Source organism: Neorhizobium sp. SHOUNA12A (assembly GCF_023006505.1).
Taxonomy (GTDB): domain Bacteria; phylum Pseudomonadota; class Alphaproteobacteria; order Rhizobiales; family Rhizobiaceae; genus Neorhizobium.
On sequence record NZ_JALBGV010000011.1, the window covers coordinates 67,438 to 83,479 of the forward strand.

The following is a 16,042-nucleotide window of genomic DNA, read 5'->3' on the forward strand; positions in this document are numbered from 1 at the left end:
GGTCATTCAAGCAACTTTCGTAAGAAGCCGAGCAATCCGCAAACTATACTATATTAAATTTTAATAAAATTTGTATCATCTCTCTCGGACTCCGGCCTCACCGGATCAGCAAGCTGCGGTTTATGCTTTCGGGCCGAACCGCAAATTGCGGCATTCAGCAAGATGGTGGCCGCTGAGCGAGATATCGGCATCCTCCCGGTAGCCGGAGACATCCGCACCAATTCCCGCATTCGCCAAGGCGCAGCCGGCTTTTGGAGGATTGAGGGTCCAGAAGGCAGAAAGGCCGGACGCGACATCCTCGGCGAAATACGGATAGATCCTGCGGTTTCCGACCTGGGCATAATTCGAACGCCCGAACAGCCCCAGGCTCGCGGCGCCGACACCCTCCAGTTTCTGTTTGATCCGCAGCATGCCGTCCCTGACCGGCGGCTGAACCTCCAGGGCGCTCCGTCTTTCCTCTCCGTTATTGAGGTATCGCAGGACTGCCCAGAATTCCGAAGGCCCGTTCGTCATGAGGACGGCGTCTGTCGGAGACTGTGCCTCCCATGCGGCTATGATCTCGCGATATCCTCGCTTTTCGAATTTCAGGGTGTAGTTCAGGCCACCGGCCAACATCAGGAGAACAACGGCCGAGACGACAATCCGCTGTGCGATGGCATGCGCCTTGAAAACCGCATCGGCGTAAAGCGCAAGCGAGATTGCCAGAAAAGGCAGGAAGAGCCCCAGCGTCCGGTAGATGAAGACCGGCTTGAAGAACAGCGAGATGGCGAGCAGCACCGCTAGCGGCAACAGGACCAGGAGACCGCCGATCCAACGGGCCCGGGGTTCGGAAAGCGGCAGGAGTGTCACCAGCGGCAGCATCAGGAAGCCCGCAACGGTCGGCCACGGAAACTCCAGGCCGAGAAGCGTCAGCGTCAGATGGATGCCGATCGCCGGCAGATCGAAACCGGCTATACCCTCCGTCTGCCGGATTGCCCCGATCACCAGCGGATAGAGCGCGGCCAGCGCCACCACCACGTAGATCCCTATCAGGAATAGCAGATCCCGGCCGGGGGCGGCACGTCTAAGCCGGATCGCCGCATGCAGGAAGAGGAAGAAGGTCACGAAGAACCCGAGCCCGTGGGTGAGGGTTACGGCAAGCCCAAAGCAGAGCGCCGCGATGAGCCGCCCTCTCGACGCATGCCGATCTCTCACCATCGTCTGCAGCACGTACCAGAGGGCGATCTCCAATATGGCGAGCATCGGGTACATGCGGACATTTTCCGCAAAGAAAAGCTGGAGCGGCATTACGGCGAAGATGGCGCCTGCCCAGAGCGCGACGCTGCGGTCGTAAATGCGCCTGCAAGCCTCGTAGATCGCCGCGATGGCTGCAATGCTTAGAAGCGTGGAGTTGAGGATGTACCAGCGATCGCTGTCGCCGAACGCCGCCCATAAGTGCAGCTGGACATAATAGAGCGGTGGATGCGTGTCGAAGCGCAACGCCGCGAATAGAAGGTCGATCAGCGGGCTTTCGGCCAGTGCGACGGAAAACACCTCGTCCTCCCATAGCGAAGCGTCGAGGGTCAGGTTGAGAATTCGGAGCACTATGCCGGCAGCGATCAGCACGACGAGAAAGATCGGGATGTTACCCCATCTCCGTGTATCACCCGATACGCCCGATGACCTTCCGCCTCGCGGTGAGGATTTCTCAAGGTCGGCGGCAGCGTCCTTGCGCCTGATTGCCCTGTGATAAGCGGTTCGCACGGCGTCCATATTGGCGCTCATGTCGTGACACGCCGACGGCGGACTCTTGGACCGATCGAAACCAGATTGTCCTGCGGAGCCTGTGCGGCGGGGTTCTGGCGCACGATATAGATCGGTCGCTGCTTGATCTCGGCATAAACGCGTCCGAGATACTGGCCGAGTATACCGATACCGATCAGCTGGATGCCGCCGAGGAACAGCATGCTGACCAGCAGCGACGCATAACCGGGAACTTCGACACCAAAATACAGTGTCTTGAAGATGGTCAGCAGGCCGTAACCGAAGGACGCGAGCGAGATCGATGCCCCGACGTAGGTCCAGATCTCCAGCGGCACGCTCGAAAAGGAGGTGATCCCCTCCAGCGCGAAATTCCAAAGCCGCCAGCCGGAGAATTTCGACTGCCCCGCGATGCGCGGCTCCCGGACATATTCGACAACCGTCGTCTTGAAGCCCACCCAGGCAAACAGGCCCTTCATGAAACGGCGTCGTTCCGGAAGCTGTCTGAGGGCATCGATCACCTGGCGGTCTACCAGCCGGAAATCGCCGACATTGGACGGTATCTCCTGCGAGGCGATCAGATTGTGCAGCCGGTAGAACATCGAGGCGGTGTGGCGCTTGAGAAATCCGTCGCTTGAACGGTCGGCCCGCTTGGCCAGCACCACGTCGAAACCTTCGCGCCATTTCGCAATCAGCAAGGGGATGACGTGGGGAGGATCCTGCAGGTCGACATCGATCGGGATCGCGGCATCGCTCTGGCAGGCATCGAGCCCCGCCGTCATTGCCGCCTCCTTGCCGAAATTGCGCGACAGGTCGATAATCCGAATGCGCGGCTCGTCGTGCTGGGCCTCTGTCAGACGGTCGAGGGTGCGGTCCCGGCTCCCATCGTTGATGAAGATGAATTCGAACAGGATACCGTCGTCGCGCAAAGGATCCAGGGCTTCCTGGGCCGCTTCGAGAAATGGCGCTATGGCCGCTTCTTCGTTGTGGACCGGAATGATCAGACTGATCGTCGATACGGGCCTGCTCTCGATTGGGCGCTTCGGCATCGCAGTCCTCGCGGGTTCGATGCGGCAATCCTAGGCCGACCTCTCCACCCTTGCCCACTTATGCTTTTGATGGAACCGCCTGTATCTCCGATACGGTCAGCCTTACGCCTTTTGGGCAGGATGATGGTGCGGTTATCCGACGTGTATGGTCGTCTTGGGAAGATTTCGCCGGACTTCTCTGTCCACGAAATCATTCGCACTCCTGATTGGGCAGGGTCTGATGATTGAACTAGCTAGATCAGCGGCCGGAACTCAACGCGGATCCGGAACGGCGGCGCTTGTTGGACAGATCTGGCGCTTTGCAACCGTTGGCGTCCTCGCGACGGCCGCCCATCTGACCATCTATTCCGTGCTGAGCGAACTTCTCGTTGTCGAGCCCCTGGCAGCCAACGCCATCGCCTTTGCCCTGGCATTCGGAATTTCTTTCACCGGACAAGCAGGATGGACCTTTCGGGACGACGCGGGTGGACGTTGGCTTACATCCGCCCGCCTGACGCGTTTTCTGGCTGCGAGTATCGCCGGGTTCGCCTTCAATACGTCGATCGTCTTCGTGATCGTCACGTGGCTGGATTACCCAAGCATCTATGCCCTGCCCTTCATGGCGACCCTCGTCCCGGCCGCGCTTTTTCTTCTCAACAAGTATTGGGTGTTCGGCAGCGCATCGGGCGCGGACAAGCTGGTTCCGACCGGACAACCGGAAAACGGCAAGCCGGTACATTTCGCAGCTTTGCAGGGAGACACCTCCAGATCAAAGGAGAAGGCCAATGCTCTTGACCGGATCTAGAGGACGCAAGCGCCTCGTCATAGCATCTCTCGGATGTCTATTGTCTGGCGCCGCACTGTCGCAAGAAACCAAGCCGGTCTCCGATGCGCGAAATTCCGCACAGGTTTTCTTCACCGGCCATAGCCTGATCGACAATCCCCTGCCCGACTGGGTGGAGTTGATCGCCAAAAGCCAGGGCAAGACCATCGCCTGGGAGGAGCAGATCGTCATCGGCTCGCCCCTGAGGGTTCGCACCCGGGGCGACGACGCCGAAAGCAGCGGCTGGGCCGGATATAAATACGGAAAGAACCGCAATGGCGATGAAATGAATGTCATCGAGGAGCTACTGCACCCGACCCATGTCCGCACCGGACGACCCTACGACACGCTTGTCGTGGCGGAAGGCCACGGGTCGATCGGCTCGATCATATGGGAAAACGCGATCGGCTATCTGCGCCACTTTCACGACCGCCTTCTCGACGGCAATCCGAACGGCCGAACTCTCTATGTGCACACCTGGCTGGATGTCGACAAGGACAAGCCCGCGCTTTGGCTGGAACACGAGACAAACGCGTCGGTTGTCTGGCAATGCATAGCGGAGAAAGCGAGGCTGACGCTGCAGGCTGAAAAACGCCCGGCCAATCTCTCTGTCGTGCCGGCCGGAACGGCGCTGGTGGAATTGGTGAAAAGAACACTTGACGATAAGGTTGTCGGCCTGACGGGGAACACCAGGCAGAAGCTGGATCGGATTTTCCGCGACAATGTCCATTTGACCGATATCGGCATCTATTTCGTGGCCGCAGTCCATTACGCGTCGATCTACCATCAGTCGCCAGAGGGTGCCGCGGCACCACCGACCATACCCCGGGATCTTGCAAAGGAACTGCAGAAGATTGCCTGGACCGTGACTCGAGATTTTCTGAAGCAGGAAAGCCTGGACCCGCCGAGCATGGAAGAATGCCGGCACGTCATCGTCGAAAAGGTCTGCCGAAGCTACTGGACGCTGGCCGGTGAGCCGAACGAAGTCGGTCGCTGCCAGAGCTATTTTGCCGAAATCCATCCGAAACCCGGAGACAACCCGTTTGTCTGGCCGGATCCCAATTGGAAGGCCCTGCCAAAGCCGTCGCCCTAACTCCTTGTCATCCCGATGATGGTATGACCGGCGGGCCCGACGATCCCGCATCCGACCGCCAGGACACACGAAGCCGATCTCACGGTCTCGGCACACCGAACCCCTATCGGCATTGCCCTGACTGCCAGATTGGATGACGTACAGATTGAATTCGCAATTCGTTTCAGAACGCGCGCGCTGCGCCGTTCCTTGTCTCTCGCCAATGCAATGGCGCATGCGCGACCACCAACGTCAAAGAACGATCCCTGCCGGGAGCTCTTCAAGGTCAGGAGGCAGTACCGCGGCGACGCCCCTGTCAGCGTTGACGTGGTTTTTGGTAGTCTTTATGCAGCTGCGAACATTCGGATTTCGCAGCCGTGATATCTTGGGGATGGTCCGTCAGGTGAACGGCGGATCTAGTTAGCCGCTCCGTACGGGAAGAGGTCATTGAGCTTGTAGGCGACCTCTGTTCGATTGGTCGCTTTCAGCTTCTTCATGATATTGCGGATGTGAACCTTGACCGTGCTTTCCCGAAGATTGAGCTCGTAGGCAATGATCTTGTTGGCCTTGCCCCTGCGAAGCGCTTCGACCACCGCTTCCTGGCGCAGCGTGAACATCCCCGAGAGCGGCCGATGTTCAGCCGACGGCGTCGCAGCGCTGACCAGATGCCTCATGGAGAGGACGCTGCTTGCAGGAACGAAAATCCCGCCGGCAACCGCCAGGCCGATCGCTTCCACGCAGACGCCGATGCCGACGCAGGACGGAATGAAACCCCGAGCCCCATACTCGAGCATTTTCACGACCTGCGCGAGATCATCGGAGTCGGAGAGCACGATGATCGGCGGCGACTTGAACTCGGTCGTCAATTTCGAGATGTCGGCCGCGAGTGCTGAATCGTCGGCCTTTCGGCTGCCTATATTGAATAGAACGGCTTGAACGGGCGGATAGAGATCTTTCTCTAACTTCCATTCTTCGATGGAGCCGACAGCGCAGACATCCATCTCGAGGCCACGCCCGATGAGGGCTTTGGCAAGGCATTCGCGATCAAGCGCTCTCGCGTCGATGATCACCAGGCATCCATCGTGGTTTACCCCCTCACCGCCGCGATCATCTCGTTCGGCGAGCTTCGGGATGTCATTCATAATGCGAAAGGAATCTGCCACAGCAGGAGAACGGCTGTAGCCGTTTGGTGTGGAACTCATCTTACCCCCTTGCCTGAAGTCTAGGACTGATTGTCCCCTTCAGGAACCGCAACTATAAGTACGCCAACAGACTGTCTTACCACCTCATCAACCTTTTATTAACGTCAATATACAACTGATACGTAATTTAGTCTATCAGCAAGTAAGCAAATAGATAAAAATATTTATCAAAGTGGCGAGCTAAGTTCCGATAGGGAATTGGATATCTGCTTATAGTTAACGCGTACGTCAAAATATAGGCTTTGGACCGCCATACAGGATCCAGTTATAAATCTCGAACATCTGAACCGCCTTGGCATGCCAGCTGTATCTTTCCCGAACACGTCTTGAAGTTGCGTCGCTGAGTAAAGCGACAAGCCCGGGATTGCTTTCCAAGTATTCGAACGCCTTGGTGAAACCGGTAATCAACGTCTCGCGATCGTGGAAGTCTACCGCTATGCCGGATTGATCGTCGATGAGCTCCGGCGGGCCTCCGTAATTGGCAACGATCGGGACGAGGCCCATGGACATTGCCTCCAGAACGACTCCGCCGCCAAACTCCCGGACACTCGGCAATGCCAGCACCTGATATCCGGCCAGTGTTGAAGCCAGGTCCCTTTGCTCCACCCATCCCGCAAATTTGACGGAATCCCGAAGCCCCTTTCGACGCACGGTCTCCTCCAGTTCTTTTCGCTGGGGCCCGTCACCGACAATGAGAACTTCGATATTCAAACGCCCCCGATAGGCGGCCACGGCCTCGATGAGGATATCTGCGCCCTTATAGGGTACCAGCCTGCCGATGAAGGCGACGGCCAACCTGTTGCCGGAGAGCTCACGCAACTGAAATGGAAAACGATCCGGATCGGCCGCGTTTTCCGGAATGAGAAAAGCTCTTTCCGCACAGCTCGCGGGAAGCTCACTCAGCGTATGACCGGATCCCGCAATCAGCGCTGCCGCCTCCGATCGCGTTGTCCGGTAGTACGGCATCAGAAAATGGAGCTTGCGAATTGCCGACAGCCACTCGCGCTCACGGCTTCGCACGTCCGAAAAACCTTTCGGCCAAGGCACGCCGCCGTTGAGGGGGCCGAGGACGAAAGGAATGCCATATTTTTTCAGCTTCCTGGCGATCGGGCTTTGGCTCGTGGGACTGAGCGGCGTGATCCTGTGAACCAGGTCGAATTCGCCGGCCATCAGCCGCTTGCCCAGCAGCTTCCATACCTCTCGCTCGAAACTATAGTAGGAGAACGAGGAAACGGCCGTCACGATCGTCCAGCCCTTGTTCTCGCCGCCCCGCAGACGTTCGCTGAGACGGTAGAAAGCGCGCGCTACCCGTTCGTTGTCTATAGCGACGAAATCGCGCCCCTCGACCAACCCGGCGCGCAAAAGCGCATCCCGGTTCCGGACCTGCGTGACAAGCAGAGCGTCGGTCTTCTGCATGATCGCATGCGCAAGGTTCCAGCCGACCAGCGGCACGCTGGTCCATTCCGGATTCGCTGCCTCGGCAATCAACAAGGGCCGGAGCGCCTTGCCCGGTGATTTCGCGACATTGGAATGAAGCCCGTTCCCGGCACGGCTCTGCTCGGAAAGTTTATCGGCGAAAGCGCGGAAGACCTGTGAAAGGCTATCGGAATGCGGCCCGGCCACGCTCATTGACAAACCCCTTTGCAGTCAACGCCACCAATCCGGTGGAAAAATCTCACCAAAGCCAGAACATTCCGGAAATTTATGTTGCCATGCATGGAGTATTTCCAAATTGAATTGATGAAATCCTGCTGACATGACGGTTGAACAACCACTACTCGCCGACCGTCACAAGTATGTATTGATGATGAATGTTATTTCGCCTTCCCCTCTTCATCAATCTATCGGAAGTGGGAGAACATTACTGCTTTAGGGGTAGGACGGAATCGTCCACCATCACCGCTCGACTGAGGACGGATCGCCTTCCGATTTGGATCGATCAGAATATGCTGCCGGCGTGCTCAAAAATCAGCGTCGCGAGGGTTCCGGCCAGAAAACCGACTGGCCAGGCCAGAAGCACGCCGACTTCATAGGACAAGCTGTGGAGGCCATGGCGCCGATTGAAATAGAATATCACGGCAAAAACAGGCAGCCCGTAAAGGGCGATCGCCCACAACGCACCGTAAAATCCAAACATATAATAGGCGACCGGAATTGAGACGAAAATCGAGATCGCCCGGACGAAATTCAGAATGGTCTGGTTTCTGGGTTCGTTGACGGCAAGGTATATCGCCGACAGCGGTCCGAAACGGGTGGTGAGAAGGCTGAAAGACAGTATCTGGATGATCGGCGCGGCCTCCAGATAACGATCGTCATAGAGAAACTCGATGATCGCTTTGCCGCCTGAGAAGATCGCCCCGGCGCTTCCTATGAACACGAGGTCGAAGGGAAGGCGAATTTTCAGAAACATGCCGCGCAGCTGTTCGGGCCGCTCCCGCGCCACCTTGCTGAGTGCTGGCATCGCGACGGTTGAGAAAAGCCGTCCGCCTGCGCCCTCAAGCATCGAAATGAGATTGAAGGCCAGGCTATAGAGGCCGAGCATCATGGGGCTCGTCCAGCCGGCAAGAAAGACGCGATCCCCGCTGGCCGCGACCACCGTCAGGATCGACGACAGCATGATCCACCGGCCGAAGCGAATGAGATCCCGAACCGCCTCCTTCTCCCAGGAAAAGCTGTTATTGGCACCGGGAAGCCACACATGGCTGAGCACGGTAGTGACGATACAGGATACATAGGTCGAAACGACGAAAGCCCAGATCGACCCCGTCTTCCAGGCGAGCAGAACCGCAACGGTAAGGCTGATCACCTGTGCCGTGATCTCGATAACCGTCAGCCGTCCGAGATCCAGATGCCGGAAGGCGGAGATGAGTTTCGTCGATTGCAGGCCCATGATGACCATGCAGAACGACAGTGCCATGATGATCGCAGGAAGCTCGGGAACGGTGTAGACCGACCCGGCAGGAAACAGACCGTAATGGGCTGCACGCCCGATCCCGATCGCCACCAGCACACAGGTAAACCAGATCAGGCATCCATGCAGGATCTGCAGCGTCCACGCGGTATCGAGATAGGATTGCTCGTCTCCCATCCGGCTCTGGATCGCTGCCGGCCTGAGGCCGAGGTCGGAGAGCATCGACACCGAGACATGAACCATCGTGGCAACCGCCATGATGCCGAACATTTCCGGGATCAGCAGGCGCGTCAGGATCAGGCTGCTGGCGATGCGCAGCACCTGCAGCAGGACATACCCCATCATCGACCAGCCGGCCGCTCGCATGATGATATTGCGGAAACGCGGCTGCGCCTCGACCGAAGGAGCGGGCGAGCCGAGCGCACCCGCAGGACCGGAAGGTTCGCCATTCCAATCGGGAGAAACAGTTGCTTCGACCACCGCGGGCTCCTTACTTCACTACTCTATTGGCCTGGTTTTGCGTCTGGGAAAGATGTCGCGACGGCGGCCCGTCCAATGGCAAGGCCACGAGCGTGGGCGACGGCATCGAAACGGATTGCCGGGGAACGTTACGCAAGCTCGATCACCGGTTTCTGGGCGACGGTTTTGCTTTGAAACGGCTGCGCCGGTCCGGCGTCCTTTGACTTCCGTTTTTCCACCGCCTCGGCAACGATTGCGCGCATGCGCTCGGCGAGCACGCGAACATAAGGATCGAGCACCATGCTGTCGTGATCTCCCGGCACCTCGGAGACGCTGATTTGTACGACATGCTCGCCCCAGCCGTTGTCGGAGAGCAGGACATCGCGGTTCTCCTTGAGGCAGCGTCCGCCGCTGAGCCGGTAGAAGATGGCGGGCTTCGGTCGGAACAGCGTCACCGCTCCGGCATAGGGTTTCACCTGGTATTGATGAGCCGCCCGCCTGAACGCCACCTCGATCTTCTCGTTGTTGAAATGCTCCGTCGGGCCGGCCTGATGCTCCGCCTCCTGCTTGGCGCGGCCGTTCATCTTGTCGTGCAGACGGTCCTGGAGATACTTGGCGAGATAATTGGCTTTATGCCGGCGGATATCCTGCAGTTTCATGGTGATACGGTCACGCAGATCCAGCCCCGGTTGCCGCGGCAGCGGCGTGTCCAGCATCAACAGATGGGAAACCTCTTCTCCCGCCTCCTGAAGTTGTCGGGCCATTTCATAGGCGGTTATGCCACCGCCCGAATAGCCGGCGAGGAGATAGGGGCCATTTGGCTGAACGGTGCGGAGCTCGGCGATGTAATCGACCGCCATTTCCTCGAAAGTCGCATGCGGCTCGTGATCTCCGTAGAGACCGCGAGCCTGCAATCCGTAGACCGGCCTGTCCGCCCCCATGGTCATAGCCAGATGGCGAAGGTTCAGGACATTACCGAACATGCCGGCGCAGATGAACAGCGGGGTTGCTTTTGCATTCTTACCGGGGTTCATCAGTACCAGATGAACCGGCTTTGCCGTCGTCGTCGGCAGGCTCCCCGCGAGCTCGGATCCTGCGGCTTCGCCTCCATCCGGCAGTTCCACAGCGATGCGCTCCGCACATTGGGCAATCGTCGGCGCCTCGAACAGCGTCGAGATCGGCAGGCCGAGCGCGTATTGCTTCTTGATCATCCGAAACAGTCGAACTGCAATCAGCGAATGCCCGCCCATGTCGAAGAAACTGTCGTGGATGCCGACCTTGGCGATGCCGAGAAGCTCCCGCCAATAGCTGGCCAGCGTTTCCTCGATCGGATTACGGGGCTCGACGAACTCGCTTTCGAGGTCCGGCCTCTCGAAATTGTCACCGGACGGCGTCGCGGTCTCGGCAGAGGAGGCAATCCATTCGCGCAGAGTTTCGAGATCGATCGAACTGATGATCGGCTGAGGTTCGGAAGTGGCGAGCGCGCGTTGCAGCGCCGAAAAACCCTCCGCCGGCAGGATACCGTTGCGCACCTGGGTGCCGAGCTTCAGCATCGCCGGAGACAGGGGGGCATGTTTCGGTTTCGCAGCAGCCGGTGCATCCGCCTGGGGTGCGAGACCGAGCGCAAGATCGTTCTCCAGCCTGCGCATGACGAACTTCTCGGCTTCGAAGACAACATTGCCGCCGGGGTCAGTAATCGTCACGTCGAAGGCCGCATAACCCTCGCCGAAATCGTTGCTGTCGGCGAGCCTGACGATGCTGATGATTTCGGCCGGCAGCGGCTCGTGAAGGACCACCCGGCCATAGGTTGCCGGCGCCCAAAGCGAGGTCTCGGCGTCGTAGTCTTTGGCAAGTTCCATGGCAAAGCCGGTCGCAATGTCGAGCAGGCCCGGGTGCAGCAGAACGCCTTTCGAAAGATCATCCGCATATGAGGGGTCCAGTTTCAGCTCCGCAATCGCCTTGCCGCCACCGATTGCCATGGAGCGCAGCACCGACCAGCGGGGGCCGAAGCGAATATGCTTCTCCTGGACAGCACGAAGCGCGCTGCCGCCTCCAGCGATCCGTGTCTCGTCACACGAAGAGGCTATAGTGGCGATGTCGACGGTTTCGCGTCTCTGTTGCGGCTGCGGTTTGAGGACGGCTTCGGCGTGCTTGACGAACAGCGCATCTTCGCCATCCGCCGGGCCTGCCAGAACCACGACACGAAAAAGCTCCGCCACCGGCTCCAGCCGGACGCGAACGGCTTTCATCTCTCCGTCGCTAAAGACAAGCGGTCTCAGAAATACGAGGTCCGCCACTTCCGCTGCAAACGGAAGTCCGTATTCCCGAGACGCCTGTGTAATCAATTCCAGATAGCCCGTACCCGGCATGACCGCCTGGCCGGAGAGAAGCCGATGCTCGTCGAGCATCCATTCCGTCTCGGGGCTGACCAGCGCCTCGAGCCAGGGCAATCCCGTCTCGTCCTCTTTCCAGTGATGGAAGAACGGACCCGCTGCCGGGCCGGCAACCGGCCTGATCCATCCGCCGCCTTCCGACGCGCCAAGCGCTCGTGCCGCAAGACCGACTTCGTTCCAGACGCCCCAGTGCAACGCGACGGTCGCGCGGTCGGTGCGATGGGAGCGGCTCTGCGCGAAGGCATTGAGATAGGCGTTTGCGGCGACGTAGTCGACCTGTCCCGCCCGCACCACGTCGGTGCTGGTGGAGGAGAACATCAGGAAGAAATCGAGCGCGACGTTTTCGAATGCCGCATCCAGTACGGTCGTACCGAGAACTTTCGGCGTCAGCACCGTGTCGATGCTGTCGCGGGTTTTGGTCTGGATGAGGCCGTCATCGACCGCGCCGGCAGCATGGAAGACACCGTTGATTTCCCCGAAACGGGAAAGCGACGTCTCGACCGCCCGGCTCATCTGCTCCGGATTACTGACATCGCCGACGAGATAAAGGACCTCGGCTCCCTTGTCTTCGAGCCCCCGGATCGCCGAAATCGCGCGCCGCACTCCGTCGTGGCCGTGGGTGCGATCGTAGAATTTCCAATTTTCGCGCAGCGGAAGAACCAGGCGGCCGACAAGCACGATCCGCGCCCGGAACTGGCTCGCGAGCTCGTCCGCAAGTGCCAGAGCGACGTCGCTCAAACCACCGGAGAAGAAATAGACGCCGCCTTCACGCAGTTTTGCCCGCTCTGATGACACTTCTTTTAATGGCAGCCGCTGATGGATCTGCGACCAGCGCCGACCTTTACGCAGCGCCACCACTTCCGACCCCGGCTTGGCGTGCAGATCTTCCCAGAGCTGCTCGGTCAATGGCGCCAAGTCCACGGCATCCTTTTTCTCTGCCGAACGAGCAAAAGCGAAACGCTTGCTGTTCCGCTCAGCCTTGGACGGCAGATCGATATCGATCACCTTGACCGTCGCACCGCTCATCTCTTTCGGTAGCACTAGGCCGGGACCGAGAACGGTCGCCTTTTCGGGATAGGGCAAGGGCTCGCCCGAAACCTGCTGCATACCGTTGGTGATAACGGTGAAATGTATGTCCGGAACGCTGGCGGCATCCCCCAGAGCCTGGGCGAGATGCAGCATGCTGTCGAAGCCGCATTCCTGGTTCCGATGGAAGAAGTTCGAACCCGGCCGGAAGGTTTCCGCCTGGGTCAGAAGCCACATATGCACGATCCGCGACGGCAGTCCGCCATCGCCGACAAGTCCCGCAACAAGGGCGTCGTATCCCGCACGCCCCAGTTCCGGGCAGAGCATATAATCCTCGGCGCTACGGCGAATGAAAGCATCGCCCAGCGACACCGTCACGACGCGGTGTCCTACCATCCTCAGCGCATCGACCAGCCGCGCGCCGACACCAGTATCGTCGAGGAAGAACAGCCAGGATCGCGCCTCTTTCTCGGCGCCGATTTCGTAATCCGCTAGCGTCTGCTTCCAGGAGGGACGATAGCCCCAGCGTGCGATATCCGGTTCCTTCGAAAGGACGGGCTCGGCGCTTTTGCCTCTCTCATTCGCTCCGGCGCGGTCTATGAAGAAGCGCTTGTGCTGGAACGGATAGGCCGGCAGCCGGACCCGGCGCGGCGAACGGCCCTGCCAAAGGCGGTCTATGTCGACATCGAACCCGGTCGCCCAGGCCCGTCCGACGGCCGAGAGGAAATAAAGCCGATCATCGCCGGCCTCGTCCGGATGCGGCAGGCTGTTGATCACCTGGTTTGCGGGGATCGACCCTTGCGCCTTCGTCAGTGACGACAGAACCCGCCCGGGGCCGACCTCGATATAGATCCGTCCGGGTTCGGCCGAAAGCGCGGCCATGCCGTGCGCGAAATGGACGGTCGAACGAAGGTGGCCAACCCAGTACATCGGATCGGTTGCCTCTTCGGCGCTGAGCGGCAGGCCTGTACGATTCGAGAGGATCGGAATTGCCGGCGCGCGAAGGGTTATACCGCGCAGAAAAGTCTCGAAGGCTTTGAGGATGGGCGTGACCAGCCGCGAATGAGCGGCGATATTGATCGGCACCCGTGTCGCATCGATGCCCTGCGTCACCAGGAATTCCCGGAATGCGTCGAGATCCTCGTTGAGGCCGGACACGACGCAAAGCGACGGCGCATTGACCGAAGCAATATCGAGCGATGACGGCAGCAGTTCGGAAAGCCGGTCGTGATCGAGCGGCACGCTCATCATGCCGCTCGGCTGGAGCGTCTCGAACAGTTTCCCGCGCAGGTGCACGAGATTGACTGCGTCCTTGAAGGACATCACGCCGGCAACGCAGGCCGCGGCGTTCTCGCCCATGGAATGACCGATCAGCGCCTTCGGCTTCACACCCCAATCCATCCAGAGGCGGGCCAAACCGATTTCGGTGATCAGGATGGCCGGAAGCTGGAGCGACGGGCGGAGAAAGGCTTTTGCGGTCGCGGCCGTATTTTCCCCGAGCCAGGTGGCGCGGATCTCCTTTGCCGCATCGCTCGGTAGATGGGAAAGCCCCTCTTCGACGATCAGCCGGAATGTCTGATCCTCCTCGTAGAGCCGCTTGGCCATGCCGACATATTGCGCGCCGCCGCCCGGAAACAGGAAAATGGCACCGGCGTTGTTCGGCACCGGCTGATGAACGAAACCGCGGCCGCCGGGGTTCGCGAGGACCGCGACGGCGTCCTCACGGCCACGGACGGCGACCACCATGCGATGGTCGAAATGTTTGCGGCCGTGCTGCAGAGTAAAGCTGACGTCGTCAAGCGAAAGGCCGGGCTGGTTTGACATCGCCAAACCGAGCCGCTCGGCCGCCTGGTCGATCGTCTTGCGCTGGCGGGCCGAAAGGAACAGCAGCATCGGATCGCAATCGGCACCGGCCTGCGCGTCACCTTTGACCACATCCGGCACATAGCGGGTCGGAGCCTGCTCGATGATGGCATGCGCGTTGGTGCCGCCGACGCCGAGCGAGTTGACGGCCGCCCGGCGAGGGCCCGGCGCATGCGGCCATTTCACCAGCTTGTTATTGACCCGGAACGGGCTCTTTTCGAAATCGATCGAGGGATTGGGGCGTTCGAAGCCGAGCGTCGGCGGAATTTCGCCCTCGTTGACGGCGAGCGTCGCCTTGATGAGGCCGACGACGCCCGCTGCTGTATCGAGATGGCCGATGTTCGATTTGACCGACCCGACATGGCAGAAGCCGGTCCGGTCGGTGCTCTGCCTGAAGGCCGCCGTCAGCGCCTCGATCTCGATCGGATCGCCGAGGAACGTACCCGTGCCATGGCACTCGATGTATTGAATAGTGTCGGCATCGACACCTGCGAGACCTTGAGCCTCCAGAACCGCCTCGGCCTGCCCGCTGACGCTCGGGGCCAGATAACCCGCCTTGCTGCCGCCGTCGTTATTGACGGCCGTGCCCTTGATCACGGCATGGATCACATCGCCGTCGCGGAGCGCATCCGAAAGCCGGCGCAGCACGACTACCCCGACACCGCTGCCGAAAACAGTCCCGGCAGCGCGATGATCGAAGGGCCGGCAATGCCCGTCGGGCGACAGGATCTCACCTTCCTGGAACGTGTATCCGCGCCGATGCGGGAACTCGATCGTCACCCCGCCGGCAAGCGCCATGTCGCACTCGCCTGAAATCAGGCTCTGGCAGGCATAGTGCACCGCGACCAGCGACGTGGAACAGGCGGTCTGCACATTGACGCTCGGGCCACGCAGGTCGAACGTGAAGGAGGCGCGCGTCGCCAGAAAATCCTTGTCGTTGCCGGTATGGCGCAACAGGAACATGCCCACTTGGTCGATCAGGTTACGATTGCTGCAGACGTTGAAATAGAAGTAGCTGCCCATGCCGCAGCCGGCAAAGATACCGACCGGGCCGGGCTGATTGTTCGGCGTCCGGCCGGCATCCTCCATGGCTTCCCAGGCACATTCCAGGAAATGGCGGTGCTGGGGATCCATGATCGCCGCCTCCTTCGGGTTCAGACCGAAGAATTCCGCGTCGAACATCTCCATATCGGGAAGGTCCGCGCCGCGGGGAACGTAGTTGGGATGATGGAGCCGCTCGGGATCTTCGCCTTCGGCGATCAGGTCCTCCGGCGAAAACGTGCGGACGGACTCGACGCCGTCTCGCAGGTTCTGCCAGAATTCCGAAACATTGCGCGCACCCGGCACTCTCAAAGCCATGCCGACGATCGCAATATCGCCGGCACTGACCTGGTTAGACCCCTCAAGCATCGATACCGTCCCAACCCGCGGAGGTCGGCCCGATGACATCACCCCAATGAGCCATGGGCCTCGTTCCGCTTCCATTGAAAAACCGCGAGCGCAAACCCGCATTCTCAATGTGCTT

Annotated in this window: 8 protein-coding genes; 2 read left to right on the top strand and 6 right to left on the bottom strand. The window is 59.8% G+C overall.

Annotated features, from left to right (window positions below; translation table 11 throughout):
* Positions 1-120: 120 nt before the first annotated feature.
* Together MOV63_RS07800 and MOV63_RS07805 are read right to left on the bottom strand one after the other, a co-directional pair.
* Positions 121-1,764 carry a glycosyltransferase family 39 protein gene (locus tag MOV63_RS07800; protein WP_247033120.1) on the bottom strand — a complete coding sequence of 548 codons (1,644 nt, stop codon included), beginning with the start codon at positions 1,762-1,764 and terminating at the stop codon, positions 121-123.
* Complete coding sequence (locus tag MOV63_RS07805) at positions 1,761-2,789, bottom strand: glycosyltransferase family 2 protein (protein WP_247033121.1); 1,029 nt, start codon at positions 2,787-2,789, stop codon at positions 1,761-1,763. The genes MOV63_RS07800 and MOV63_RS07805 overlap by 4 nt, the downstream gene beginning before the upstream one ends.
* Before the next feature lie 145 nt (positions 2,790-2,934).
* On the opposite strand from MOV63_RS07805, the gene MOV63_RS07810 reads away from it, so the two are divergent.
* Together MOV63_RS07810 and MOV63_RS07815 are read left to right on the top strand one after the other, a co-directional pair.
* Positions 2,935-3,573: a GtrA family protein gene (locus tag MOV63_RS07810; RefSeq protein WP_247033122.1), complete on the top strand. Its 639-nt coding sequence runs from the start codon at positions 2,935-2,937 to the stop codon at positions 3,571-3,573.
* 40 nt (positions 3,574-3,613) lie between these two features.
* The gene (locus MOV63_RS07815) at positions 3,614-4,684 is read left to right on the top strand and encodes a hypothetical protein (protein WP_247033125.1); all 1,071 of its coding nucleotides are present in this window, start codon (positions 3,614-3,616) and stop codon (positions 4,682-4,684) included.
* Positions 4,685-5,079: 395 nt separating this feature from the next.
* On the opposite strand, the gene MOV63_RS07820 is transcribed toward MOV63_RS07815, so the two are convergent.
* The 4 genes from MOV63_RS07820 to MOV63_RS07835 all read right to left on the bottom strand — a co-directional run bounded on the left by MOV63_RS07820 (position 5,080) and on the right by MOV63_RS07835 (position 15,927).
* Positions 5,080-5,865: a response regulator transcription factor gene (locus MOV63_RS07820; protein ID WP_247033129.1), complete on the bottom strand. Its 786-nt coding sequence runs from the start codon at positions 5,863-5,865 to the stop codon at positions 5,080-5,082.
* Positions 5,866-6,093: 228 nt separating this feature from the next.
* Positions 6,094-7,494 carry a glycosyltransferase family 4 protein gene (locus MOV63_RS07825; RefSeq protein ID WP_247033131.1) on the bottom strand — a complete coding sequence of 467 codons (1,401 nt, stop codon included), beginning with the start codon at positions 7,492-7,494 and terminating at the stop codon, positions 6,094-6,096.
* A gap of 310 nt (positions 7,495-7,804) precedes the next feature.
* Positions 7,805-9,256, bottom strand: a complete 1,452-nt coding sequence (locus MOV63_RS07830) for an oligosaccharide flippase family protein (protein ID WP_247033132.1) — start codon at positions 9,254-9,256, stop codon at positions 7,805-7,807.
* 128 nt (positions 9,257-9,384) lie between these two features.
* The gene (locus tag MOV63_RS07835; protein ID WP_247033136.1) at positions 9,385-15,927 is read right to left on the bottom strand and encodes a type I polyketide synthase; all 6,543 of its coding nucleotides are present in this window, start codon (positions 15,925-15,927) and stop codon (positions 9,385-9,387) included.
* Positions 15,928-16,042 lie beyond the last annotated feature (115 nt).